Genomic DNA, 24123 nt, shown 5'->3' on the forward strand with positions numbered 1-24123 from the left:
GAATTACTAGCCTATTCCTTATACGCGCTCGCCGTTGCGGATGCGATAGCTTGGCGTGTACATCGTCACCAGCTCTTCGGAGGCCGTCGGGTGAACGGCCATGGTGCGGTCGAAATCTTCCTTGGTGCAGCCGGCTTTCACGGGAATGCCAAGCAACTGCGCCATCTCGCCGGCGTCATGGCCGAGAATATGCGCTCCGATCACCTTGCGGTCGGCGGCATTGACGATCAGCTTCATGATCATCTTCTCACTACGACCCGACAAGGTCGCCTTCATCGGCCGGAACTGGGCGCGATAGACTTCGAGTTCCGGATAACGCTTGGCGGCTTCCTCTTCAGTCAGGCCCACCGTGCCGATCTCCGGCTGCGAGAAAACGGCAGTCGGGATCAGTTCATGATCCGGACGGGTCGGATTGTTCTTGTAGACGGTTTCGATGAAGCACATTGCCTCGTGGATCGCCACCGGCGTCAATTGTACCCGATCGGTGACATCGCCAAGCGCATAGATGTTCGGCACCGATGTCCGCGAATATTCGTCGACGATGATGGCGCCGAGTTCGTTGATCGCTACGCCGGCAGCTTCGAGCCCGATATTCTTCGTGTTCGGCGTGCGGCCGAGCGCCAGCATCACCGTGTCCACCGTCAGCCGCTTGTCGTTCTTCGTCAGAACGCTCAGGCCATCGTCCGTCTTCGTCACGCTCTCGATGATGTCATGGCAGAGGATGCGAATGCCCTTGGCCTCCATTGCCTCATGCAGGCCCTTGCGCAGGTCCTGGTCGAAGCGCGAAAGGATCTCGGCGCCGCGATAGATCAACGTCGTCTCGACACCGAGCCCGTGGAAGATGTTGGCGAATTCCACGGCGATATAGCCGCCGCCGGCGATCAGGATGGACTTCGGCAGCTCCTCCAGGTGGAAAGCCTCGTTGGAAGAGATGCAGAGTTCGTGGCCGGGCAGCGCCGCATGGAGGTTCGGCGTACCGCCGGTGGCGACAACGATCGTTTCGGCGGTGACGGTTCTGCCTGTTTTCAGCAGACGGATCGTATGGGCATCCACCAGCTCGGCGCGAGTATCGAAGATCTCGGCCTTGGCATTGTCGAGCCCCTTGCGATAGAGCCCTTCCAGGCGGGCGATTTCTTTATCCTTCGCTTCGATCAGCTTCTTCCAGTCGAAGGTGCTTTCGCCTACCGTCCAGCCGAATCCCGCCGCATCCTCAAAATGCTCGCTGTACTGCGAAGCATAGACGAAGAGCTTCTTCGGAACGCAGCCGCGGATAACGCAGGTGCCGCCATAACGATATTCCTCCGCGATGCCGACCTTCTTCCCGAGGGACGCGGCGACGCGCGCGCCGCGTACGCCACCGGAACCACCGCCAATGACGAAAAGATCGAAATCGAAGGAAGACATCGAATACTCCTGCAGAAATGGAAGGGCGCGCGACGCGCCGAAAAGGGGTCGGCACTGATATAGGATTTCGAAGGGCAAAAAGAAAAGCCCGGAACGATATCCGGGCTTTGAAATTCGAGGGCCTGGAAAGGATCAGGCTTACTTCTGCTTCTGCGTCGGTGCAGGCTGAGCGTTGTTGGTGGCATCCGTCGGCGGGGAAACGATCGGAGCCTTCACCACCTTCTGCAGAGCATCGCTGCTCTGGTTGGCGAGATCGCGCGAAATGCCCTGACCCCAGATATCGGCGGCCTTGTAGAGCGCGCGCGTTGCGATCGGGCCGTCCTTGAGAAGCTTCTTGCCAGCCGGGGAGTTGTAGAAATCGGCGATCGCCTTCAGCTCGTCGGTGCTGAAAGCCTTTGCGTAGGTCACAGCGGCTTCCCGCTCGAGGTCGGCGCGGCGCGGCGCCAGAGCCAGTGCGGTTGCGTCGACGGACGAATTGATGGCGTCACCGAAGTTCGGGTTCGCCTGGATCATCGTGCTCTTCAACTGCTCGGCGAGATTCGGCAGGATGTTGTCGAACTGGTTCGTGATGCCAAGCGCGTTGATCGCCGCCCGTGCGGCCTTGATCTGCTCTTCCGTGACTTCCTGAGCGCTTGCGGAACCGAGCGCGATGCCTGAAAGAACGATGGTCGCAGCGGCAAAACGGCCAAGACCCGCTATTTTGATCATGAGTTCAGTGCTCCTATGTATTGTTCGCCTGCAACGTGCGCGCGCCGGCGGGACCGGCAATGATCGCAAGTGTCGCCATGTTGATGAAGAGCCCGTGTTCGACAACACCGGGAATCGAATTCAGCTCAATCGACAGCGCCTCTGCATCAGGAATGCGGCCAAAAGATGCGTCGATAATGAAATGCCCGCCGTCGGTAACGAAGTTGCCGCCACCCGACTGGCGCAGGCTGAGCGCGCCGGAAAGGCCGAGGCGGGACGCCACCTTCTCGATCTGGATACGGGTGGAAACGAGGCCGAAGGGATTGACCTCGATCGGCAGCGGAAACGCGCCGAGCGTCTCGACGACCTTGCTCTCGTCGGCAATGACGATCATCCGTGCCGACGAGCCCGCGACGATTTTTTCGCGCAGCAACGCACCGCCGCCGCCTTTGATCAGCCGCAGGGCGCCATCCACCTCGTCTGCACCGTCGATGGTGAGGTCGAGCTCTGGAAGTTCATCGAGCGACTTCAGCGGCACGCCGAGTTCGACACAGAGCCGCGCGGTACGCTCGGAGGTCGGAACGCCTTCAATCACAAGGCCTGCCACAACCTTTTCGGCGAGCAGCCGGACGAACTCTTCCGCCGTGCTGCCCGTGCCGATCCCGAGCCGCATGCCGCTCTCGACATGGGCCAGAGCCGCTCTTGCAGCTTCGATCTTCAATTGGCGGGCGTCCATGCGCCACATGCTCCCGTTTATTACGTTGGAGTGCTGTTTACACGGCTCTCCCTGCAAACGAAAGCCAAAATAACGGCGCTTCATAGAAATCCGCGGCCATATTCGGCGGGGCTTAAAGAGGCTTTGGTTGCAATTGCCAGCCCGATCTTTTAACTCCAAAAGACCCGCTTCTTCTTACCCAAAGGCCAATTCCTCGTGAAATCTCCCCTTGTCGTATTCGATCTCGACGGCACGCTGCTCGATACCCATGCGGATCTCGTCGAAAGCCTCAACCACACGATTGCCGCATTGGAATTGGCGCCGGTCAGCTATGGCGACCTGACCTATCTCGTCGGCAACGGCGCTCAGGTCATGATCGAACGCGCCTGCAAGCTGCGTGGCTATATATTGAAGCCGGAGGAACTGCCGGCGCTATTGCAGCGATTCATCGCCCACTACACCGAAACGATGCCCGGCCTGACGCAACCCTATCCGGGTCTGCTTGCCGCGTTAGAGGTATTGAAAACGCAAGGCTACAAGTTCGCCGTCTGCACAAACAAGATGGAGGCGCTCGCACGCACCCTTTTGGACCGGCTTGGGCTTACCCACTATTTCGAGGCCATCACCGGGGGCGATACCTTCACCGTTCGCAAACCGAATGCGGAGCACCTGATCGGCACCGTCGAGCGCGCCGGCGGCGACCTTCGCCGGACGGTGATGATCGGCGACAGCATCAACGACATTCTGGTTGCCCGCAATGCCGGCGTCCCCTCCATCGCCGTCCCCTTCGGCTACTCCGACGTCAGCGTCGACACGCTCGGTCCGAGCCGAGTCATCGCGCATTATGACGAACTGACTCCGGCGCTCGTACGCGATCTGTTAGCGGCATAGAGCCGGATATCGGCAGCAATCCGTTGGTAAAGTTGTAGCGGCCCTTGCGCGATTCACGCTGCTACGCCACAACTTATCGACGCTTCAATACAAACGTGATGTCGGCCGGAAATTGCGACGCAAATCAGCCAGCAGTCTGCACCAAGGAGGAAGCGCAGAGGGCAATTTGATGGCGGAGCGCGCGCTTGCTGGTAGCAGATCCTGAAGACCGCAATGGCGGTAGATTGCCCTCTCGCAGAGGATGGCTCGCGCCAATCATTCGCACACTTACAATCTTTGCCGCCCTATGCGCGGCACTGGCATTCTATATCTATGGCGACCGCGTCGTCGGCTATCTCGAAGAAGCAACCGCCGCGAAGCCCGACCCAGCACTGCTCGCCGTCTATGAAAAATACGAAATTGAGCCGCTGCCGAACGTCGTTGCCGGCCGCAAATCAATGGCCAACTACCTCGACATGCTGCGCCGGGAGCCCTGCGACTGGAATGCGCTCTATAATTTTTCCGCTGAATTGCAGACGCAAGGGTATCGCCGCGAAGCCGCGAAAGCGCTGGTCGCGTTTTCCCGCAAATGTACGCCTTCCAATATCGCGCTCCAAAATGCGGCAAGCATTCTTCTCGGCCTCAGCGACTTTGGCGAAGCGATGAAGGTCTCGGACGAGTTGGTTGCGATGACGCCGGGCATACCGGACTTCTATTTTCTGCGCGGACAGATCCGGCAAGGCGCAAAGAAATACAGCGATGCCATCGACGACTATTATTCCGTTATCGGCCTTACCGATAACGTCGCCACCTTGAACAGTCTCGTGTTCCAGGGCATTTCCGACAGCTACCGCGCTCTCGGCGACTACTGCGCGGCGATCACGCCACTTCAGACCTGGGTATCGATCAATCCCGATCATAACGACACTGCGGTGGTGCGCGGAATCATCAAGAATTATACCGCGCAAGGAAAATGCGCGACGACCTATGCGACGGGCAGCGACCGCTTTCCAACCCAGGGCAAGAACGTGATCGTCACCAAGGTCAACATCAATGGCATGGACGGCAAATTCATCGTCGATACCGGCGCGAGCTTCATTGCCGTCACCAAGGCATTCGCGGCGCGAGCCAAGCTGCCCCTTGACGAAGCCGGCGACATTTCGCTGCAGACCGCCAATGGCGTCTCACAGGGTACGCGCACGACATCCACAACGGTCAAGGTCGGACACGTGGAGGCCAACGACGTCACCACCATCGTTCTCGGCGACGAGGCGGCCTTGGGAGACGACATAGATGGCTTGCTGGGTCGGTCGTTCCTGTCACGTTTCGATGTAACATTCGGAAGCCGCGAATGGCGGATCGAGACGAAAAACTGATCCGCTATCGGCCAAGAACAGCACCCATCGCCTGCGGCCGCGATTTTCCTTGAGGCAATTCCAGGCGCTTCTCAGACCTTATTTAGCGCCGGAAATGAGCAACATACCGACGACGACGAAAGTCAGCACATGAAAAAGGCGGCCCGAATGGACCGCCTTTTCTTTTTCAAACACGAGCCTGCAATCAGATCTGTGCGGTGCGCGCCTTCGTGGTCGCGTCGAGCGCCTTCTGTGTTGCCGCATCGCGATCGTAGACATCGTTGAAATACTGCACGACGCCGTCCTTGTTCGGCCAGGCGGTGAAATAGGCGATGTAGATCGGGAACTTCTGCGGCACGGGTACCGCCTTGTTCTGGCCGGTGGCGATCTGCTTTGCGATGTCGTCCACCGTCGTGTTCAGCACGGCAGCGGCCATGGCGCGCGGATCGGCGAGGCGGACGCAGCCGTGGCTGAGCGCACGCATATCCTTCTTGAAGAAGCTTTTTTGCGGCGTGTCATGCATGTAGATCGCATGCGAATTCGGGAAGAGGATCTTTAACTCGCCCAGCGCATTGTCGCTGCTCGGCGGCTGGCGCACGGAGACATTCTGTGTCGAACCGTACCAATCGACGCTGGATGACGCGACGGCATGGCCACCGACTTCGACCTGGTAGCCCATACGGTCGAGATAGTTCGGATCGGCGCGCAGCTTCGGCAGCATTTCGTTGATGATAATCGACTGCGGAACGCCCCAGAACGGGTTGAACTCGACCGTCTGGACCTGATCCTCAAAGAAGAAGGTCTGATGTTCCTTGCCGCCGACGACGACGCGCATCGACAGTTGTTCATGGTTGTTGTTGTGGTAGTAGACCATGAAGGCCGGCTGGTTGATGAAGACGTAGCGCGGGCCAAGTTCACTCGGCAGCCAGCGCAACTGCTCCATGGCGATGACCAGCTTCTGGACCTTCGTATCGTTGTTTTCACCGACCATGGCGCGAACGGAAGACTGGCCGATGACGCCGTCTGCCGTCAGGCCTTTTTCCTTCTGGAAGTCTTCGACCAACGAGACGAGCTCGGGCGTATAGTCCGGCGTGCCTTTGTAGGCAGCAAGCGTCACGGCGTTCTTGACCTTCAGCGCATCCGAGCCGCGATGCTGGATAGCCTTGACGATGTTTGCCATCTCCGGCGAGCTGCCGCCCGGCTTCAGGGTGCCGTTCAGCGAGATGGAGATGTGCGTGCTGTCGTTGCCGCTTTCTGCGTGAAGCTTGGCAAGCTCAGCCTTCAGCTCCGTGAACTCCTGGTTCGAAGGGCTGCGGCTGTTGAGATAGGCGGCAACATCCGGGCTTGCACGCAGCAGGCCGAGAACCGGCGTCAGGTTGACGTCCTTGCGCTTGAAATCGTGATAACCGGAGATCTTGTTCGGGTCGAGACGGCCACGGATCGTATCCTGAACGAACATCAGCACCTTGCCGGAAAGTGCAAGCTCGAATTGCATCAACGCGCGGTCCCGCATTGTCGGGTCGACGCTTGCCGGATCGAAGCTCGGCGCCTGCACGGCATAATCGGCCGGGTCGAGGCCAACGGAACCCGCGTCGGCCAGAACCGCCATGGCAGCCTTGGCCTTGTCGTTGATGACATTGTCGGCAACCCAAAGGAGCGGCTTGCTCTGATCGGCGTAGTAGGCCTCGAGCGCCTTGGCGACATCATTCGTCGCCATCACGCGAGCTTCGGTCAGATAGCGACGCTGCGAAGCGCTGGTGTCGACAGCGACCGGCGTCGAAGACGCATCAGCGACCGCCCCCGTCACCACCGGATCGGCAAAACGGTTGGATGCCACGAGGCGCATAGCCTCGGGCTTGTAGGTATAATATTTAGGCGCACTGACGCTGGGCAGCGGCTCTTTTGCCTGTGTTGGCGCGGTGGCGCCAATACCAGTCTGTGCCGGATTGGCAGTGACCGGGGCGGAAACTTGAGTGCTCTGCTGACGCCCCTGCCCGCCGCGAATGAAATCCATGAGGGTCATCGCGTTCGCGGATGTCGCGCCGGCGGCGGAGAGGCAGCAGGAAAGAGCCAGAACGGATGCTGCGGCTTTCATGACAAGTTTCATTCTCTAATCAGTCCCCGTATCAAGCGGTATCTTCGAGACAGACGGTGCTGTTTTCCAATCAACTCGGCCGCGATGTTCCAAACACCGTTTAACCATTAGAATGAAAACGGCCAGACCCCGTCTTTCGTTCAATGCCTCAACTTTGTGTGAAAAAGCGAAAGCAGGCTTCGCGATTTAGTTCACACAAAATTATGAAATTATTAGTTAATTTTTTATTGAATTTTCGCGTGGTTTTTGAGTGGCAATAAGGACGCCACGAAGAATATCTATCGAGCGTGTTAAAAAGAACACGGCTTTCCTTATCGCGTCGAAAACATGACGAAGACTATCATGAAATCCCCCTTCTCTGTTTTCTTGGGCACCATTCGGACCTATATGACAACTATCCTTTTCAACGGAAAAGCAGGACCAGGGATAATGACCTCCACCCGCACTGAAACCGATACTTTTGGCCCGATCGAAGTGGCTAGCGACCGCTATTGGGGCGCGCAGGCGCAGCGCTCGCTCGGCAACTTCAAGATCGGTTGGGAGAAGCAGCCGCTGTCGATCGTACGTGCCCTCGGCATCGTCAAGCAGGCCGCTGCACGGGCCAACATGGAGCTTGGCCAGTTGGATCCCGCTCTCGGCAAAGCGATCGTCGAGGCCGCCCAGGAAGTGATCGACGGCAAGCTCAACGAGCATTTCCCGCTGGTGGTCTGGCAAACCGGCTCCGGCACGCAGTCGAATATGAATGCCAATGAGGTGATCTCGAACCGCGCGATCGAAATGCTGGGCGGCGTCATGGGCTCCAAGAAGCCGGTGCATCCGAACGATCACGTCAATATGAGCCAGTCGTCGAACGACACCTATCCGACCGCGATGCATATCGCCTGCGCCGAGCAGATCGTTCATCATCTGCTGCCAAGCCTCAAACATCTGCATGCGGCATTGGAAAAGAAAGTCGCCGACTTCGCCCACATCATCAAGATCGGCCGCACCCACACGCAGGATGCCACGCCGCTGACGCTTGGCCAGGAGTTTTCCGGCTACGCCGCACAGGTCGCGTCCTCGATCAAGCGGATCGAGCTGACCTTGCCCGGCCTTTGCGAACTCGCCCAAGGCGGCACCGCGGTTGGCACCGGCCTGAATGCGCCGATCGGTTTTGCCGAAAAGGTCGCCGACGAGATCGCCAAAATCACCGCCCTGCCCTTCGTTACCGCTCCAAACAAGTTCGAAGCGCTGGCGGCCCATGATTCGATGGTCTTCAGCCATGGTGCCATCAATGCCGCCGCTGCCGCTCTCTTCAAGATCGCCAACGATATCCGCCTGCTCGGCTCCGGCCCCCGCTCCGGCCTCGGCGAATTGGCGCTGCCGGAAAACGAGCCGGGCTCGTCGATCATGCCGGGCAAAGTCAATCCAACGCAATGCGAAGCCCTGACGCAGGTCTGCGCCCACATTTTCGGCAACAATGCCGCGCTGACCTTTGCCGACAGCCAGGGTCATTTCGAGCTCAACGTCTACAATCCGATGATGGCCTACAATTTCCTGCAGTCGGTGCAGTTGCTCGGCGATGCCGCCGTCTCCTTCACCGACAATTGCGTCGTCGGCATCGAGGCGCGCGAGGAGAATATCAGGGCTGGCCTCGAACGTTCGCTCATGCTGGTGACCGCACTTGCCCCGAAGATCGGCTACGACAATGCCGCCAAGATCGCCAAGACGGCGCATAAGAACGGCACGACGTTGAAGGAAGAGGCTTTGGCGAGCGGGCTGGTTTCGGCGGAAGATTACGATGCGATCGTCCGGCCGGAGACGATGATTGGGCCGAAGTAGACTCTGCGAAGTGGGGAGGCGCTTCCGGCATCTGCCGAAAGCGCGCCCTGTTACGGTGATTACAATCAGGCAGCGACCTTCGTCTCGCCTTTGGCGATAGCCCTTCGAAAGCCGTCGCGCTGCGTAATCCTACCCAGATATTCCAAGAATGCGTCACGCTTCGGGAGGGTTTCGAGCCCAAGGCCCCAGCCGATATGCGATCCGACGTAGACGTCGGCCGCGGTGAAACGATTTCCTGCGATGTAGGGATTCGCGCTCACCGCGCGTTCCAATTGGTCCACGGTGCGCTCGTAGCTGCCGTGCCCGAAAAAGAACTCCTGCTCCGGCGCGGGAACGAAGCCGGCCCGATGATTGGTCACAGCTTGTTCAAGCGGTCCGGCCGCGAAGAACATCCACCGGTAATAATCCGCCCGCTCGTCCGCGGTTGGCGCCAATCCGGCGCTGGCGAAGACCTCGGCGAGGTACACGCAGATAGCGGCGCTCTCCGTTATCACCCGGCCGTCATGAACGATCGCCGGCACCTTGCCCATCGGGTTCACCTCCGTGAAGAAGCGGCCGCGCTGGCTGGAAGCGTCGCCAGGGCGCGCAAGCGCTGCGCCACCCCATCGGTCGGCGGCACTGGAGCGTTCGTAATCGAGCAGAACGGTGTCGTACTCGCACCCCACCTCTTCGAGCATCCATTGAACGATGCGGCCGCGGGAATTGGGGTTGGTGTAGAATGTAAGTGACATGGTCGATCTCCTGAGAAACGGATCCGCATGTTTGCCGCTGCCGGTCACTCGGCCAGTTAGCAAGGTGCGTAGAGTGGAGATAAAGGCCGGGCCGCTTGGCCGCATCAGCACAGAGTGCCAATTTACTTGCGAAATACGCCAAAGTGCTCGAGTGTCCGATTTCGGAGGGATCTGCCCCTAAACCAAACAGAAGGTATGCCCGTCCAGGCGGCGACAGTGACCAAGTCCCATGGATGATTGGGCTCAGGACACTACCAGCCAAAGGCTGCCCTTGTTGAATAGGAAAACGATGAAGGTTGTTCGCGCGGATCGTTGCAGGCTACCCCAAGCATTCTGGCGTGCCGTCGAGCTTCTAGGCTTGCAGCCGACAACTGTACTGAGACAAGCGCGCCTTCCCGCCACGCTTCACCACGATCCCACGGCGATTATCAGCACAGCACAACTTTTCAGGATTTGGCGTGCAATCGAAGCGCTGTCCGGCGACGCGGGGTTCGGCATCAAGATGGTCCGCGAAACCAGCACCGCAACCCACAAACTGGCATTCCTCGCCGCTTCCTACGCAGAGAGCTATCGCGACGGTATTGCGCGGCTTGTACGGTTCAAGCTGCTTTGCAGTCCCGATGAGCTTCTCTGCGACGAAAAGAATGGCCGGGCTGTTCTCACTATAGAGTGGCCGCCGGACACGGAGCCGGAACCGGCTCTCGCCGTCGACGCCAGCTTTGCGATGCTGATCGAACTCGGACGGCGGGGCACAGGGCAGGCTCTTAGCCCGGTCGGGATCGAATTCGAGCGGGCTGGCCCATCCACCGATTTACACGATGCCTTCTTCGGCTGTCCGATCCGTTTCGAGGCGTCCAAAAATCGACTTATCCTTGCGTCAGCCGACCTCGACCGCCGGTTCATCGACCACAATCCTGAGCTATTGCATATGCTGACGCCAGCGCTTTCGGAGGCAATGCGTGATTTGGAGTCGGGAAGCAGCTTCGTCGATCAGGTCAAGTCGGTGCTGAAGCGCGCTATGGCGAGCGGCCGCCCCGAAGTGGACGATGTCGCGCGCGATATGGGCATGAGCAAGCGGACGCTACAGCGCCGAATTACAGCGGAGGGCATGACGTTTCGATCTCTCCTCGACGAAGCACGCCACGAACTTGGCATTCAACTGCTGGCCGACCCCACGATCAGGGTCGAGGAGGTAGCTTGGTTTCTAGGATATCGAGATACGAATTCCTTTTATCGGGCGTTCAAAGCATGGACCGGTATGACGCCGATGCGATGGCGGCAGACCAACGAGCTTGCGGCCTGGCCAGCCTCATTGGGCACCTCGCCCGGCCTCTTGCGGTAAAATGCGCTCCCTGCTGACCGTTATCTCAAGAGCTCGGTTTGGGCGCCAATTGTCTATGGGGATATTGAGTTGCCGTATCCAACCAATTGCATTTGGACCTTGCCGGATTTAGACCGTTCGCAACGTCTCTTCCGCCACATCAAGGCATTGAAAGGTCCACGCATGGCTGACGATCTCTTTCCCCTCGGCGACGACGCCACTCCCTATCGCAAGATTTCCGGAGACTATGTTTCCGTCGACACGTTCAAGGGCCAGGACATCCTGACCGTCGATCCCGAGGGTATCCGGCTGCTCGCCGAAACCGCCTTTGCCGATATCAACCACCTGCTGCGTCCCGGCCACCTGCAGCAGCTCGCCTCCATCCTCGAAGATCCGGAAGCGACCGACAACGACCGTTTCGTTGCCTATGACCTGCTGAAGAACGCCAATATCGCCGCCGGCGGCGTGCTGCCCATGTGCCAGGACACCGGCACGGCGATCATCATGGGCAAGAAAGGCCGCCGCGTCTGGACCGAAGGCGGCGACAGCGCGGCTCTGGCAAAAGGCGTGCTCGACGCCTACGAGAAGAAGAATCTGCGCTATTCGCAGCTCGCGCCCATCAAGATGTTCGAGGAAAAGAACACCAAGAACAATCTGCCGGCGCAGATCGACATCTATGAGGAAGGCACCGACGCCTACGAATTCCTCTTCGTCGCCAAGGGCGGCGGCTCGGCCAACAAGACCTTCCTCTATCAGGGCACGCCGTCGCTGCTCACCCATGACCGCATGCTGGATTTCCTCAAGGAGAAGATCCTGACGCTCGGCACGGCCGCCTGCCCTCCCTACCATCTGGCGATCGTCATCGGCGGCACTTCGGCCGAGATGAACCTGAAGACGGTCAAGCTGGCCTCGACGCGCTATCTCGACTGTCTTCCCACGGAGGGCTCCGAAAGCGGACATGCCTTCCGGGATATCGAAATGGAAAAGGAAATTCACAAGCTGACGCAGAGCCTCGGCGTCGGCGCGCAGTTCGGCGGCAAATATTTCTGCCACGACGTCCGCGTCATCCGCCTGCCCCGCCACGGCGCTTCGTTGCCGATCGGCCTCGGCGTCTCCTGTTCCGCCGATCGTCAGGCCAAGGGCAAGATCACCCGCGACGGCATCTTCATCGAGCAGCTCGAAACTGATCCGTCGAAATACATGCCTGAAATCGACGAGGCCAAGCTTTCCGAATCGATGGTCCGCATCGATCTCAACCGGCCGATGCCCGAGATCCTGGCGGAATTGTCGCGGCATCCCGTCAAGACCCGGCTGTCGCTGACCGGCACTATCATCGTCGCCCGCGACCTGGCGCACGCAAAAATCCGCGAGCGCCTGGAAAAAGGCCTGGGCATGCCGGATTACCTCAAGAATCATCCGGTTTATTATGCCGGCCCGGCCAAGACGCCTGCCGGCTACGCCTCCGGTTCCTTCGGCCCGACGACGGCCGGACGTATGGACAGCTATGTCGACCAGTTCCAGTCCTTCGGCGGCTCCATGGTGATGCTCGCCAAGGGGAACCGCTCGCGCGCCGTGCGAGAGGCCTGCAAGTCGCATGGTGGTTTCTATCTCGGCTCGATCGGCGGTCCGGCCGCCCGCCTCGCTCAGGACTGCATCAAGAAAGTCGATGTGCTGGAATATCCCGAACTTGGCATGGAAGCAGTCTGGAAGATCGAAGTCGAAGATTTCCCGGCTTTCATCGTCATCGACAACAAGGGGAACGATTTCTTCCAGGAACTCAACCTCGGCTGAACTTTGTCAATAGTCAGACAAAAAGGAAGGCACCGTCTCGGTGCCTTCCTGGTAAGTATTTCCACTTTATAATAAAACTAAACCCAAGTCCGAACTTATAAGATTTTACATTCATTGCCTTAATCTTTTTCAAAGATTCTTAGGCTAACTAAAAATAGTGCTTTCATGAAATCAATTAATGGAGTTCGCCGATGAGTACGGTGGTTGCGCCCAAGGCGCAAGTTCCCGACGTGGCAGGACAGATTACCTATGCCATGCGATCCATGGGGGTCGCGCCGATCCCGCGCAACTACGAACTTTTCTACGAAGCCTATATTGGTTCCAATCCTGCCTTGACCCGCGAGCTTGCCGCACTCGGCAGCAACGCCACGCAAGAAGAACTGGATGCACTCGGCGCCCAGCATTTCTCCCACCATGCCGGCCGCGTTTTCGATGACGCCCACGCCCGCCTGATCTCGGAACTCGATGCCGTGTTGCGCACGCTGCGACAGGAACAGACGTCGCTTGAAAGCTACAATCGATTGCTCGGCGAGACCTGCCAACGCATCACGTCCAAGAACAACAATAGCGTCGATCTGCTGCGCAGCGCCATCGACATCCTGGCGGAAGCGACCGGCGACACGATGGCGCACGGCGAAAAGACCGTCGAGAATGTTGCGCAGCGCAGCCAGGAAATGGACCAGGTGCGCAAGGAACTGGACGAATACAAGCGCATTGCCAATACCGACTCTCTGACGCGCCTCTCCAATCGCCGCGCCTTCGATGATCGCCTGGCCACCATCTTTGACAATCAGATGGCCCGGCCCGTAACGGCGCTGGTGCTGGCCGATATCGATTACTTCAAGAAGGTCAACGACACATACGGCCATCCGGTCGGCGACAAGATCCTCGCAACCGTCGCCTCCCTCATCCGCGCCAATGTCCGTCGCGACGCCTTCGTCGCCCGCACCGGCGGCGAGGAATTCGCGCTGATCCTGGAAGGCAATACGTCGGAAGAGGTTATGGCGGTCTGCGAGCGTATCCGCCGTGCACTGGAGACGACGCCGTTCAAGAACTCCCGCACAGGAGTGAATTACGGGCCGATCACCCTCTCGCTCGGCATCTGCATGGCCTCGGAAGCCGGAGATCCCGGCGAACTCTATAGCAAAGCCGATATTGCGCTCTATTGCGCCAAGAATGGCGGCCGCAACTCCAGCTATATTTATCAGGAAGGCATGCAGAAAGACTTCTCGAAGAGCTGGCTCATCTACAAAAGTTAGAATCGGACCAGAGTTAAAGTCTTATCCGCCGGTGCTGCTTCCCCAAGCGCGCCGGCGGATTTTTTGTTACCACATGCTCTTGGCGGCTCGCGCCGGCCATTCGCGGTCATAGGTCTCCTGATCGAAATCGCCCTTCGCCGCCTTCAGCAGCATGCCGGGCGTCGGCAGGCTTGCCGGATCGACGAATGTCTCCGTCTTCCAGAGTTCGGCACGCATCACGGCCCGCGCGCATTGAAAATAGACCTCGTCGATGGTGATCACCACGACACTGCGCGGATGCTTGCCCTCCATCTCGAAACTCGCAAGCAAACTTTCCTCGATGGAGACCACCGCGCGACCGTTAAGGCGCATCGTGGTGTTTGAACCGGGAATTAGAAACATCAGTGCAATGCGGGGATCCCTGACGATATTGGCCAGCGAGTCGACGCGATTGTTGCCGCGCCAGTCGGGAAGCAGCAGCGTCTTGTCGTCCTGCACGCGCACGACGCCGCCCAAGTCACCGCGCGGTGAGCAATCCAGCCCCTCCGGGCCGACCGTCGCCAGCGCCATGAAGGGCGATACCTCGATCATCCTGCGATAGAGCGGCGTCAGCGCAGTCGTCACCTTGGCGATCGATGCCTCGCTCGTGCCGCCATAAAGCTCATTCAGTTCTTCAACGGAAGTGATGATCCGCATGTTGCCTCACGTCTTTTTGATCCAGATACTAGCGGGTTAGACGCAAGGCGTGACGTTGCTATGACACACGCCGCACCGACGTCCGAAGAAAGGATATAACCGTTTCGCCGTCGCTTTCGAATGCATTTTCTTCAGCAGATGCCGGCGCTTCCGCCAGGAATTCGCCGATCGCCTCCAGCACGGGAGCGGCGCTGACGATACGGCGATGGCCGAAGCCGTTGGCCCAGAGGAGGCGAACATGATCGCCGGCGCGGGCGTAGGCGCGGGCATGATCGGCGCTGACTTCCTTGTCGTCCTCGGCGTGGATGACCAATACCGGCCTGCCGAGGTCGCGAACGCTGTGTTCGGCAACATACTCATCGAGCGCCCTGCCAGTGACATGACCGACCTCCGCTTCAAGTGCTGCCTGCACTTTAGGATCGAGCCGCATCATCCTGCCGAAATCCGTGAACAGCCAGCCCATTGCGCTCGGTGCGCCGATCAGCACCAGGCGATCCGTCAGAGTCGGCTCTGTGCCCGGCAGAAAGCCGGCCGCGGCCATTGCAATGGAAGCACCGCCGAACGAATGGCCGATGGTCGCGTCGAAAGCGCCGAAGCGCTCCGCCGCAGCCACGATGGCCGAAACCGCAAGGCGCACATTGAGGAAGCGCCCCGGCGAGCGGCCATGGCCCGGCAGGTCGAGCGAGATCACTTCGGCACCCGCATTTGCGAGGAAGACGGCGAGCTCCGACATGTATTCGCTACTCGAGCCCCAGCCATGGACGACAAGAAAGCGTTTCCGCTGGCCCTTGGCCCCGCCGTTCAAGCGATAGGCCATCGCCCGTCCGCCGCGAAAAGACAGCATGATCTGCTCGGCAGAATTCAGACGCGCCCTGCCCTGTGAATGCGCAGCCTCCGCCTTGGCGCCCTGCGGCCGGCGCGACGGTGTCAGACAGAAAAGCTTGAAGGCGGCTTTGCCGGCAAGCTGCGGCGAAATCCTGCCAAGGCTGGACAATCCTAGCCGGGTGACCTTAAGCGCAAAGGATGGCATAGTGGGAATCCAATAATGTTCAATCATGAACAATAAAGTACAACGATGAACAAAAATCAATCCCTACCTTGGGACCATCCGCGTTTTCGTAGCTGGATTGCCGTCGCCCGCGCCTGCCAGCTCATGCAGCAATCGCTCGGCCGGGCACTTGCGCATCTCGACATCAAGCCGCCGCATCTAGACATTCTCGTCAATCTCTTCCGCTTCGAAGGCATCTCGCAGCAGGAATTGGCCCACAAGCTGCTAGTCGGTCGCTCCAACATGAGCATGCTCCTGCCGCAGATGGAAAAACGCGGCCTGATCGAGCGTCGCGGCGATAAACACGACAAGCGCGTGTGGCGGCTTTATCTGACCACGGAAGGCCGACGCTTGACGGAAGAAGCCATGGCCATCCAGACCGACCTCATCGACCGCATGCTCTCGGACGCACCACTCGACGAATGCGAAATCATGACGGCCCACATGGAACGCATTGTCAGCCTGTTGCTGCAGGAAGAACGCGAGCCTCTGGAAACAATAGGCGATTAGTGATTGCCCGGCGGGCGCGCCAAGGGCACCGCGCGGTTCAGCGAAGCGAACTCCCATATCGCCACGACGATAAGGACCGCCGTGGCAAGGATGCCGAGCTGGTAGACATCGACCTGGGAAACCGCGAGAACCAGTAGCGCCAGCCCGGCGAGGCCGACGAAATGCGATAGCGGCGGCCGCCCGGTCGTCGCCCCCTTGAACCAGAGATTGCCGACAAGGAACACGGCCGGGCCACCAAGGATCGCCGCCGCCATATGTATGTCGGCCGGGTCATGGGGATGGGAGAACAAGAATTCGTCGCCGACGACGCTCAGAATGATGCCCGCCAGGATCGGGATATGCGCATAGGTGAAAGCCTGTCGCGCTAGGCTGCCGGGCGTCTCGTCCTGCTCGATGCGATGGGCGGCACGTTCATGGCCGAACTGGAAATAGATCCACCACATGGCGACGGTGCCGACGAAGACCGTGACGAATACCGCAACGATCAGCGGCGAAAGCGGCTGTTCTGCAAATGTCTTGCCCGCCTGCAGGATTGCCTCGCCGAGGCAGATGATGATGAAGAGCGCGCAGCGCTCGGCAAGATGCGCACCGGAAACATCCCAATCCGCCGCGGTCGACTTGCCAAGGCCGGGCACGGCGAAACCGAAGGCGGGTGCTGCATATTCGATCGCCAGCGCAGCGAGCCACAGCGACACCCGCGTCTCGCCCTCCATCAGGGCGCCGGCAATCCAGAAGATCCCCGACACGATCAGCCAGCAGGTGATGCGGACGAAATTGCGATGATTGGCCGGGCTGACGTCTTTTAGGGTATAGACGGTAAATAGCGAACGGCCCACTTGCATGAACACATAGGCGCCGGCGAAGAAAATGGCTTTCCCGGCAAAGGCATCCGGAATGGACGCTGAGAGAACCAGCCCGGCAAACATCAGCACGAAGAGCATGATGCGCACCGGCATGCGATCGGGATCGAGCCAGTTCGTCACCCAGGCGGTGAATATCCATACCCACCAGACGGCAAAAATCAGCATGCCGGCTTCGAGAGCGCCGAGGGGAGTGAAATGGCTGGCCAGCGCATGCGAAAGCTGCGAGATCGAGAAGACGAAGACGAGATCGAAAAACAGCTCGACGAAAGAGACCTTGCTTTCGTTCTTGCTACCTTTGGCGCGCAGCCAGCTTCCCGTATCCCCACCTGCCATGCCTGTCCCCTTGCTGCTGACAGTGCTAGTGCGGCTTGCCCGCCACGTCGCGGCTCAAGCCCTTTTCCTTCAGTTCGGCCTCATAGGCGGCGAAAAGCTCGGAACCTTTCTCGCCGAGCTCGCGAAGATAGGCCCACGTAAAAATGCCGGTATCATGCATGTCGTCAAAACCGATGCGGACGGCATAGTTGCCGGTCGGCGTCATCGACATGATCCCGACATTGCGTTTGCCCGGCACGGTGATCTTCTGCCCTGGCCCATGTCCCTGCACTTCGGCCGATGGCGACAGCACGCGCAACATTTCCGCCGACAGATCGAAGCTTGCGCCGTCATTGAAGCTCACCACCAGATGATGGCGGTCCTTCGACACTCTCAGTTCGGTTGGCCAGACGTCGCTCATCGATTTTCCCATGCGTTTCAATGCGTACCCGGAGAAGTAGGCCGCCAGTCGTTAACGCGCAAGTGCATTTGAAAATGCATTTCCCTTGACGCAACAATCGCCTATGCACACATTAACATGACAACGGAGGTTTTCGTGAACAGCATTGTCGGTACGATAGGCAACGGATCGCCGCTGGTGGCGGATGCGTCACCGATGATCGACCCTTTCGGGCGGGCGGTCACCTATCTGCGCGTCTCCGTGACCGACCGCTGCGATTTCCGCTGCACCTATTGCATGGCGGAAAACATGACCTTCCTGCCGAAAAAAGATCTGCTGACGCTGGAAGAGCTGAACCGGCTCTGTTCCGCCTTCATTGCTAAAGGCGTCCGTAAGATTCGCCTGACCGGCGGCGAGCCGCTGGTGCGCAAGAACATCATGTTTCTGGTGCGCGAGCTCGGCAAACGCGTTCAAGACGGTGGCCTGGAGGAGCTCACGCTGACGACAAACGGGTCGCAGCTCTCGCGCTATGCAGAGGAGCTCTATGATTGCGGCGTGCGCCGCATCAACGTTTCGCTCGACACGCTCGATCCCAATAAATTCCACGCCATCACCCGCTGGGGCGATTTCGCGAAGGTGATGGAGGGTATCGACGCCGCGCAGAAGGCGGGCCTGAAGATCAAGCTCAATGCCGTGGCGCTCAAGGATTTCAACGAGGCGGAGATACCCGAGCTGCTGCGCTTCGCCCATGGCCGCGGCATGGACCTGACCGTCATCGAGACGATGCCGATGGGTGAGGTCGAGGAAGATCGCACTGACCGGTACCTGCCGCTCTCCAAATTGCGCGCCGATCTCGAACAACAATTCACGCTGACCGACATTCCATATAAGACCGGCGGTCCGGCCCGTTATGTCGAAGTCGCCGAAACCGATGGCCGCCTCGGCTTCATCACGCCGCTGACCCATAATTTCTGCGAGAGCTGCAACCGCGTGCGCCTCACCTGCACCGGCACGCTTTATATGTGCCTCGGCCAGAACGATGCCGCCGACCTGCGCACGGCGCTGCGCGCCACCGAAGATGACGCGCTCGTCTACGCCGCCATCGACGAAGCGATCACCCGTAAGCCGAAGGGTCACGATTTTATCATCGACCGCACGCACAACAGACCGGCTGTCGCCCGCCATATGAGCGTCACCGGCGGCTGATCTTCCCATACCAAGACAAGAAAACGCCGGGCGATAAGTCCGGCGTTTCTATTGGTTGCTGTTGTTTTCTGAAGTAACGCCTCAGGCGGCGCGATACCCATAGCCTTCATGTGCCCCGTCGCCATCGCCCGTGCGGAAGCGGTCGATCTTGTCGGAGAGCATATCGACGCGTTGGCGCAGGCCATGAATCTCGGCGTTGTTTTCTTCCACCATCGCCGCATTTCTTTGGGTGATCAGCTCGACTTCGCCGACCGCTCGCGTCACTTCTTCGATCCCGGTCGACTGCTCGGCCGTTGCCGCGGAAATGTCGGCGACGAGCTTCTGCACGCCGGTCACATGGCCGATGATTTCGGCGAGCGCAGCACCGGTCTGCTCGACCAGATGGACGCCATTTTGCACCTGCGAGGAGCTTGCCGAAATCAGGCCCTTGATCTCCTTTGCCGCGTTGGCGCAGCGCTGCGCCAGTTCGCGCACTTCCTGCGCGACGACAGCAAAACCTCGACCGGCCTCGCCGGCGCGGGCGGCTTCGACGCCGGCATTCAGCGCCAGCAGGTTGGTTTGGAAGGCGATTTCGTCGATGACGCCGATGATCGTGACGATCTTTTCCGACGAGCGGTTGATCTCACTCATGGCGCCGACGGCCTTGGCGACGACTTCGCCGGATTGCGTTGCGTAAGCCTGGGTCTCGTTGACCGAGACCGCCGTCTGCTTAGCGCGGTCGGCGGTGGAACGCACGACGTCGCTCAGACGGTGGAGTGCCCGCGAACTTTCCTCGAGGGCAGCCGCCTGCTGCTCGGTGCGGCGTGCGAGATCGTCGGCGGATGCGGCGAGATTGCCGGTACCGCCCTTGATCTCCTCGGCCGTGTAGCGGACATCCGTCAACGTCTCGCGCAGGGCTTCGACAGCGTGATTGTAGGTGAATGCCATTTCGACGAAATCGGCGGAGAGGTCTTCGCGCATGCTCTCTTCCAGATTGCCATCCGCAAGCTTGGAGAGAACGTCTGCCAGCGCATTCAGCGCCTGCTTCTGCTCGGCTTCGATGCGGGCGCGGTCGGCGGCGCGGCGTGCGGCATCCTCCGCCGACAAAGCGCGTGCGCTCTCGGCCTCCCGCTCCAGGCGGACATTTTCCACGGCAGCGTCGCGGAAGACGGTGACGGAACGCACCATATCGCCGATCTCGTCGCCGCGATTGCGGCCGTCGATCGCCACTTCCAGATCGCCGCTGGCAAGCCGCGTCATGATTTCGGTAACCCGCTTCAGAGGTCCACGCAGCGTTTCGACCAGCATTAGACCGCCGACGATGGCAAGCAACGTACCGAGGATCATGGCAATGACGGAGACATTGGCGGAGCGCTCGCTGTCTTCCTTGCCGATCTCCTGCGCTTGCGCAACGAAGCTGCGCAGCGACGTCATCGCATCCGCCAGCAAGCTGTTGGAATCGACGCGCGTCTTTTTCCAGTCGGACGCAGTCTGCAACAGATCGGCCGAACCCTTGGTCACGCTGTCGATCAAAGGCTGAGTACGAGCAGAAAAATCGCGCATCGTAGAATTGGTCTGGCCTAACGCAGAGATCTTTACGCCGGCGTCTTGCAGATCCTTCAGATCGGCAACGACGGCGTCCCGCGAGGCAGCGTCGCGCACATTCTCCATCCGTGCGGTATGCAGCGTCAGGCGATCGATGATGCCCAGCGCCTGGTCGACGTGATCCAACAATTCTTTCTGGCCGTCGATGATCTTGTCGAGGCTGACGAAGCGATCGGCGGCAGTATCGCTGTTCTTGGCCGATTGCAGGGTCATATCCCCTTCGATCTTCACGAAGCTCTGCAGAATCGGTCCCATGGCCTGGACCTTCAGATCGGCGGTGTCGCCGCCCTTCAGGACTGCGTCAAGCTTATTGGCAGCATCGGCCGCGCCGTTGACCAGCGCGACGCCACGCTTGGAAACAAGAGCTTTCGACGTGGCGACCTGCTTGAGGATCGCATCCGTATAGGTACGCGCATCGGAGATTTCCTCATTGGAATCCGCGGCCATCTGCACCTGGATGCGCAGGTTGCTCATCTTGTCCGACAGGCCCTTGAAGGCAGCGGCATCGTAAAGCAGTTCCTTGGCGAAGGTTTCCTTGTCGCCGAACTCCTTGCGGATGATGTCGATCTGCTTTCCAGCCGCCTTGCCGCTGGCTTCGAGCCCCGACACTGCCTTCTGGATCGCGTCGACATCGCTGTCCTGCTTTTGCTTGATGTTCCAAAGGGCGGCCGTCTGCGTGCGCATCTTGTCGGCCAGATCGCTGACGGCGGAGATCTTGGCGCGTTGATCATTGCTGAGCAGGCCGCTCAGACGCTGGACGCCGGCCGCCTGCGCATCGATCTTGTCCGCAAGCGTCTTGCGCGTTTCATCGGATGGCGACGTGGTGAACTCCTGCAAAGCAGCCTGCAAGTTCTCGAAGTCGCTGATATTTTCGATCGTCGCCCGCGTCACGGTCATATGGCCGTTGAGAATATTGGCCGTGTGATAGCCAACCAGGCCGATGCCGGCGATGAGCACCACCAGCGGTACGACGAAGATAAGAACCTTGGTCACGATCCGGCGGCTTTGCAGAAGACGATCAATGAAGAACATGCCACGCCCCAATGAAATTCGTTGGTATCCGGCGAAGGCGGGACCGTCATTCCCTGCTGCGCTGCGGTAGAGCTTCTGCCTCATGCAAAACTGAGCCGAGCGTCCGGAAATTAGATTGAATAAGGATTAATCACGAACGTAAAAGATCGCACATCTCCCAAAAATCGACAGTGCTGTCCCGATTTTGCGATTTCGGCGTGATTGCACTCGCCATCAGCTCACGTTTTCATTGCGACGCACAATCGAATTTGATCACGACTACACCGGCAATGATTCCAATTTGCGGAAAACCGCAGTAGAGCGAGCTGATATATCCAGGGAATCGCTTTATGCCGCGGACGAAGAATACGCAGGGCGCGCTCTACATGGCCGCAGCTATGGCCGGCTTTTCCTGCAGCGACGCACTTTCCAAATCAGTCATCGCGGTCATGAACGCAGGAGAGATCATGTTTCTCCGCGGGCTTTTTACCAGCATCTTCGTCTTTCTGCTCGCCTGGAATATGGGAGCCCTGCGCTCATGGAAAGTCATTCTGCAGCCGATGATCGCGCTGCGCGTCGTCTGCGAAGGAATTGCGGCAGCAACCTATATCACCGCGCTCGGCATGATGCCGATTGCCAATGCCTCCGCCATCCTGCAGGCATTGCCGCTCGCCGTTACCCTCGGCGCAGCCCTGTTCCTGAAGGAACCGGTCGGCTGGCGGCGTTGGACGGCGATCGTCGTCGGCTTTGTCGGCGTGCTCATCATCATCCGCCCCGGCCCCGATGGCTTCACGACGGCTGCCCTGCTCGTGGTCGCCAGTATGTTCGCCACAGCCGCCCGCGATCTGGCGACGCGTTGTGTCAGCAAGGATGTGCCGTCGCTGATGGTGACGGTCTGTACCGCTGTCTCGATTTCCATCTTCGGCGCCCTGTCGATCGCTCCGCTCGGCGGCTGGCAGCCGATCACTTTCACCCCGTTCTCGCACATCCTGCTCGCATCGATCCTGGTGCTCGTTGGCTATCAATCGGTGATCCAGGCGATGCGCACGGGCGAGATCTCCTTCGTCGCACCGTTCCGCTATCTAAGCCTCATCTGGTCGGCATTGCTTGGCTTGCTGTTCTTCAGTGAGATGCCGGATGCCTGGACCATGATCGGCTCCGCCATTGTCATCGCCTCCGGTCTCTATACATTCTACCGGGAGAGCAAACGGCAAGCGGTCGAGCGCGTCGCCCAGGAATCCGAGCCGCGTGTGCCCGCCTGAGGTCGCCCAACATGCCCGGCTTCATCCCCGATCCCGCCGATATCCCGCCCTATCTGCTCGCCGGCGGTCGCTCCAGCCGCATGGGTGCGAACAAGGCGCTTGCACTTCTCGGTGGCGAAACTCTTCTGACGCGTATAGCCGCTCGCATCGGACAGCAGCAGCGAAAGCCGGTTGCGTTGAATGCCGATGCCGATTGGTCGGATACGGAAGGGCTGCCGTTGGTTCCCGACACCATCCCCGGCAAGCTCGGCCCGCTGGCGGGCGTGCACACCGCCATGCGCCATGCGGTGATGAGGCACCCGGACGCGTCGCATATCGCTACGGCGCCGATCGACAGCCCGTTTTTTCCAATCGATCTGGTCGCCCGGCTGGCCGAAACGATCGAAGACCGAGACGAAATCGCGATAGCCACATCATTGGGTCGCGATCATCCGGTGTTCGGCGTGTGGCCCGTCTCGATTGCCAACGATCTCGCGACCTGGCTTGTCAAGGATGACAAGCGACGCGTCAGGGACTATCTCGCGCGTCATAGTGTCCGAACGGTCGAATTTGCCATGATCCAAACGCCGATCGGTTCCCTCGATCCCTTCTTCAACGTCAACACACCAGAAGACCTGATCGCCGCAGAAACATGGCTCGCGGCATTGGAGCAGACATCATGACAACCAAGCGACCCAAAATCTTCGGCATCGCCGGCTGGAAGAACTCCGGCAAGACCGGCCTTGCGGTGCGGCTTGTCACCGAATTCACCCGCCGCGGCTACAAGATTTCGACCATCAAACATGCCCACCATGACTTCGACATCGACAAGGTGGGCGCCGACAGCTTTCGCCATCGCGAAGCTGGAGCGCATGAAGTCACCATCGTTTCCGGCACGCGCTATGCCATCATGCACGAACTACGCGGCGAGCCGGAGCCGAGCTTCGAGGAAATCCTGGCGCGGCTTGCCCCTTGCGACCTCGTCTTGATCGAAGGCTACAAGCGCGAGCCGATCCCCAAGATCGAAGCTCGTCGCCTCGAGGCGGCCAACCGCGTGCCCTTGGCGCCGCAAGACCCGCATATCGTCGCCATAGCCACCGACCATCCGGTGGAGGATGCCGGCGCACTGACCGTCTTCGATCTCGACGATACCCTGGCGATCGCCGATTTCATCGCTGCGACGGTTGGCCTCGGCGAACTGGCAAAAGAATAAGGCCGCCGGTT

General features: G+C 59.6%; 21 protein-coding genes. 11 read left to right on the top strand and 10 right to left on the bottom strand.

Annotation, left to right across the window (positions count from 1 at the left end; genetic code table 11):
- Positions 1 to 18: 18 nt before the first annotated feature.
- From gor to rpiA, 3 genes are all read right to left on the bottom strand, one after another.
- On the bottom strand, positions 19 to 1404 hold the full coding sequence (gor, locus tag NXC24_RS10875) for a glutathione-disulfide reductase (RefSeq protein ID WP_104823287.1): 1386 nt from the start codon (positions 1402 to 1404) through the stop codon (positions 19 to 21).
- Positions 1405 to 1542: 138 nt separating this feature from the next.
- Positions 1543 to 2112 carry a DUF2059 domain-containing protein gene (locus NXC24_RS10880; protein ID WP_104823288.1) on the bottom strand — a complete coding sequence of 190 codons (570 nt, stop codon included), beginning with the start codon at positions 2110 to 2112 and terminating at the stop codon, positions 1543 to 1545.
- A 13-nt stretch (positions 2113 to 2125) separates the two neighbouring features.
- Positions 2126 to 2827, bottom strand: coding sequence for a ribose-5-phosphate isomerase RpiA (gene rpiA, locus NXC24_RS10885; RefSeq protein ID WP_104823289.1), 702 nt, complete (start codon positions 2825 to 2827; stop codon positions 2126 to 2128).
- Positions 2828 to 3022: 195 nt separating this feature from the next.
- Between rpiA and NXC24_RS10890 the strand changes: the two genes are divergently transcribed.
- Complete coding sequence (locus tag NXC24_RS10890; protein WP_104823290.1) at positions 3023 to 3697, top strand: HAD family hydrolase; 675 nt, start codon at positions 3023 to 3025, stop codon at positions 3695 to 3697.
- A 185-nt stretch (positions 3698 to 3882) separates the two neighbouring features.
- Positions 3883 to 5052 carry a TIGR02281 family clan AA aspartic protease gene (locus NXC24_RS10895; RefSeq protein ID WP_104823291.1) on the top strand — a complete coding sequence of 390 codons (1170 nt, stop codon included), beginning with the start codon at positions 3883 to 3885 and terminating at the stop codon, positions 5050 to 5052.
- 184 nt (positions 5053 to 5236) lie between these two features.
- Here the strand turns inward: NXC24_RS10895 and NXC24_RS10900 are convergent, their stop codons facing one another.
- A complete protein-coding gene (locus tag NXC24_RS10900) occupies positions 5237 to 7138 on the bottom strand; it encodes a L,D-transpeptidase family protein (RefSeq protein WP_104823292.1) in 1902 nt (633 codons plus the stop codon).
- Positions 7139 to 7555: 417 nt separating this feature from the next.
- Between NXC24_RS10900 and fumC the strand changes: the two genes are divergently transcribed.
- Positions 7556 to 8947: a class II fumarate hydratase gene (gene fumC, locus NXC24_RS10905; protein WP_104823293.1), complete on the top strand. Its 1392-nt coding sequence runs from the start codon at positions 7556 to 7558 to the stop codon at positions 8945 to 8947.
- Positions 8948 to 9012: 65 nt separating this feature from the next.
- On the opposite strand, the gene NXC24_RS10910 is transcribed toward fumC, so the two are convergent.
- Positions 9013 to 9678 carry a glutathione S-transferase family protein gene (locus NXC24_RS10910; RefSeq protein WP_104823294.1) on the bottom strand — a complete coding sequence of 222 codons (666 nt, stop codon included), beginning with the start codon at positions 9676 to 9678 and terminating at the stop codon, positions 9013 to 9015.
- 289 nt (positions 9679 to 9967) lie between these two features.
- Between NXC24_RS10910 and NXC24_RS10915 the strand changes: the two genes are divergently transcribed.
- The 3 genes from NXC24_RS10915 (at position 9968) to NXC24_RS10925 (ending at position 14049) form a co-directional block, all read left to right on the top strand.
- Positions 9968 to 11020: an AraC family transcriptional regulator gene (locus NXC24_RS10915; protein ID WP_104823295.1), complete on the top strand. Its 1053-nt coding sequence runs from the start codon at positions 9968 to 9970 to the stop codon at positions 11018 to 11020.
- 162 nt (positions 11021 to 11182) lie between these two features.
- Positions 11183 to 12790: a fumarate hydratase gene (locus tag NXC24_RS10920; RefSeq protein ID WP_104823296.1), complete on the top strand. Its 1608-nt coding sequence runs from the start codon at positions 11183 to 11185 to the stop codon at positions 12788 to 12790.
- A 191-nt stretch (positions 12791 to 12981) separates the two neighbouring features.
- The gene (locus tag NXC24_RS10925; RefSeq protein ID WP_104823297.1) at positions 12982 to 14049 is read left to right on the top strand and encodes a GGDEF domain-containing protein; all 1068 of its coding nucleotides are present in this window, start codon (positions 12982 to 12984) and stop codon (positions 14047 to 14049) included.
- 66 nt (positions 14050 to 14115) lie between these two features.
- On the opposite strand, the gene NXC24_RS10930 is transcribed toward NXC24_RS10925, so the two are convergent.
- Both NXC24_RS10930 and NXC24_RS10935 read right to left on the bottom strand, forming a co-directional pair.
- On the bottom strand, positions 14116 to 14724 hold the full coding sequence (locus tag NXC24_RS10930) for a pyridoxamine 5'-phosphate oxidase family protein (protein WP_104823298.1): 609 nt from the start codon (positions 14722 to 14724) through the stop codon (positions 14116 to 14118).
- 58 nt (positions 14725 to 14782) lie between these two features.
- Positions 14783 to 15754, bottom strand: coding sequence for an alpha/beta fold hydrolase (locus NXC24_RS10935; RefSeq protein WP_104823299.1), 972 nt, complete (start codon positions 15752 to 15754; stop codon positions 14783 to 14785).
- A 45-nt stretch (positions 15755 to 15799) separates the two neighbouring features.
- On the opposite strand from NXC24_RS10935, the gene NXC24_RS10940 reads away from it, so the two are divergent.
- Complete coding sequence (locus tag NXC24_RS10940) at positions 15800 to 16282, top strand: MarR family winged helix-turn-helix transcriptional regulator (protein WP_104823300.1); 483 nt, start codon at positions 15800 to 15802, stop codon at positions 16280 to 16282.
- Here the strand turns inward: NXC24_RS10940 and NXC24_RS10945 are convergent.
- Positions 16279 to 17478 carry a low temperature requirement protein A gene (locus NXC24_RS10945; protein ID WP_104823301.1) on the bottom strand — a complete coding sequence of 400 codons (1200 nt, stop codon included), beginning with the start codon at positions 17476 to 17478 and terminating at the stop codon, positions 16279 to 16281. The genes NXC24_RS10940 and NXC24_RS10945 overlap by 4 nt on opposite strands.
- A gap of 25 nt (positions 17479 to 17503) precedes the next feature.
- Positions 17504 to 17878, bottom strand: coding sequence for a DUF971 domain-containing protein (locus NXC24_RS10950; protein ID WP_104823302.1), 375 nt, complete (start codon positions 17876 to 17878; stop codon positions 17504 to 17506).
- 135 nt (positions 17879 to 18013) lie between these two features.
- Here NXC24_RS10950 and moaA point away from each other — a divergent pair, with 135 nt between their 5' ends.
- Positions 18014 to 19063: a GTP 3',8-cyclase MoaA gene (moaA, locus tag NXC24_RS10955; protein ID WP_104825117.1), complete on the top strand. Its 1050-nt coding sequence runs from the start codon at positions 18014 to 18016 to the stop codon at positions 19061 to 19063.
- An 81-nt stretch (positions 19064 to 19144) separates the two neighbouring features.
- Here the strand turns inward: moaA and NXC24_RS10960 are convergent, their stop codons facing one another.
- Complete coding sequence (locus NXC24_RS10960) at positions 19145 to 21679, bottom strand: methyl-accepting chemotaxis protein (protein WP_104823303.1); 2535 nt, start codon at positions 21677 to 21679, stop codon at positions 19145 to 19147.
- A 329-nt stretch (positions 21680 to 22008) separates the two neighbouring features.
- Here NXC24_RS10960 and NXC24_RS10965 point away from each other — a divergent pair, with 329 nt between their 5' ends.
- The 3 genes from NXC24_RS10965 to mobB are packed head-to-tail and all read left to right on the top strand — an operon-like array spanning position 22009 to position 24112.
- A complete protein-coding gene (locus NXC24_RS10965) occupies positions 22009 to 22920 on the top strand; it encodes a DMT family transporter (RefSeq protein ID WP_104823304.1) in 912 nt (303 codons plus the stop codon).
- A gap of 11 nt (positions 22921 to 22931) precedes the next feature.
- The gene (gene mobA, locus NXC24_RS10970) at positions 22932 to 23582 is read left to right on the top strand and encodes a molybdenum cofactor guanylyltransferase MobA (protein WP_104823305.1); all 651 of its coding nucleotides are present in this window, start codon (positions 22932 to 22934) and stop codon (positions 23580 to 23582) included.
- On the top strand, positions 23579 to 24112 hold the full coding sequence (mobB, locus tag NXC24_RS10975; RefSeq protein ID WP_104823306.1) for a molybdopterin-guanine dinucleotide biosynthesis protein B: 534 nt from the start codon (positions 23579 to 23581) through the stop codon (positions 24110 to 24112). Before mobA ends, mobB begins: the two co-directional genes overlap by 4 nt.
- Positions 24113 to 24123 lie beyond the last annotated feature (11 nt).

It is taken from the genome of Rhizobium sp. NXC24, from assembly GCF_002944315.1.
GTDB lineage: Bacteria > Pseudomonadota > Alphaproteobacteria > Rhizobiales > Rhizobiaceae > Rhizobium.

Excerpts from the sequence above, each read along its gene's own strand:
- gor (WP_104823287.1), bottom strand. The coding sequence starts at position 1,404 with ATGTCTTCCTTCGATTTCGATCTTTTCGTCATTGGCGGTGGTTCCGGT.
- NXC24_RS10880 (WP_104823288.1), bottom strand. The coding sequence starts at position 2,112 with ATGATCAAAATAGCGGGTCTTGGCCGTTTTGCCGCTGCGACCATCGTT.
- rpiA (WP_104823289.1), bottom strand. The coding sequence starts at position 2,827 with ATGGACGCCCGCCAATTGAAGATCGAAGCTGCAAGAGCGGCTCTGGCC.
- NXC24_RS10900 (WP_104823292.1), bottom strand. The coding sequence starts at position 7,138 with ATGAAACTTGTCATGAAAGCCGCAGCATCCGTTCTGGCTCTTTCCTGC.
- fumC (WP_104823293.1), top strand. The coding sequence starts at position 7,556 with ATGACCTCCACCCGCACTGAAACCGATACTTTTGGCCCGATCGAAGTG.
- NXC24_RS10910 (WP_104823294.1), bottom strand. The coding sequence starts at position 9,678 with ATGTCACTTACATTCTACACCAACCCCAATTCCCGCGGCCGCATCGTT.
- NXC24_RS10915 (WP_104823295.1), top strand. The coding sequence starts at position 9,968 with ATGAAGGTTGTTCGCGCGGATCGTTGCAGGCTACCCCAAGCATTCTGG.
- NXC24_RS10920 (WP_104823296.1), top strand. The coding sequence starts at position 11,183 with ATGGCTGACGATCTCTTTCCCCTCGGCGACGACGCCACTCCCTATCGC.
- NXC24_RS10925 (WP_104823297.1), top strand. The coding sequence starts at position 12,982 with ATGAGTACGGTGGTTGCGCCCAAGGCGCAAGTTCCCGACGTGGCAGGA.
- NXC24_RS10930 (WP_104823298.1), bottom strand. The coding sequence starts at position 14,724 with ATGCGGATCATCACTTCCGTTGAAGAACTGAATGAGCTTTATGGCGGC.
- NXC24_RS10935 (WP_104823299.1), bottom strand. The coding sequence starts at position 15,754 with ATGCCATCCTTTGCGCTTAAGGTCACCCGGCTAGGATTGTCCAGCCTT.
- NXC24_RS10940 (WP_104823300.1), top strand. The coding sequence starts at position 15,800 with ATGAACAAAAATCAATCCCTACCTTGGGACCATCCGCGTTTTCGTAGC.
- NXC24_RS10945 (WP_104823301.1), bottom strand. The coding sequence starts at position 17,478 with ATGGCAGGTGGGGATACGGGAAGCTGGCTGCGCGCCAAAGGTAGCAAG.
- NXC24_RS10950 (WP_104823302.1), bottom strand. The coding sequence starts at position 17,878 with ATGAGCGACGTCTGGCCAACCGAACTGAGAGTGTCGAAGGACCGCCAT.
- NXC24_RS10960 (WP_104823303.1), bottom strand. The coding sequence starts at position 21,679 with ATGTTCTTCATTGATCGTCTTCTGCAAAGCCGCCGGATCGTGACCAAG.
- NXC24_RS10965 (WP_104823304.1), top strand. The coding sequence starts at position 22,009 with ATGCCGCGGACGAAGAATACGCAGGGCGCGCTCTACATGGCCGCAGCT.
- mobA (WP_104823305.1), top strand. The coding sequence starts at position 22,932 with ATGCCCGGCTTCATCCCCGATCCCGCCGATATCCCGCCCTATCTGCTC.
- mobB (WP_104823306.1), top strand. The coding sequence starts at position 23,579 with ATGACAACCAAGCGACCCAAAATCTTCGGCATCGCCGGCTGGAAGAAC.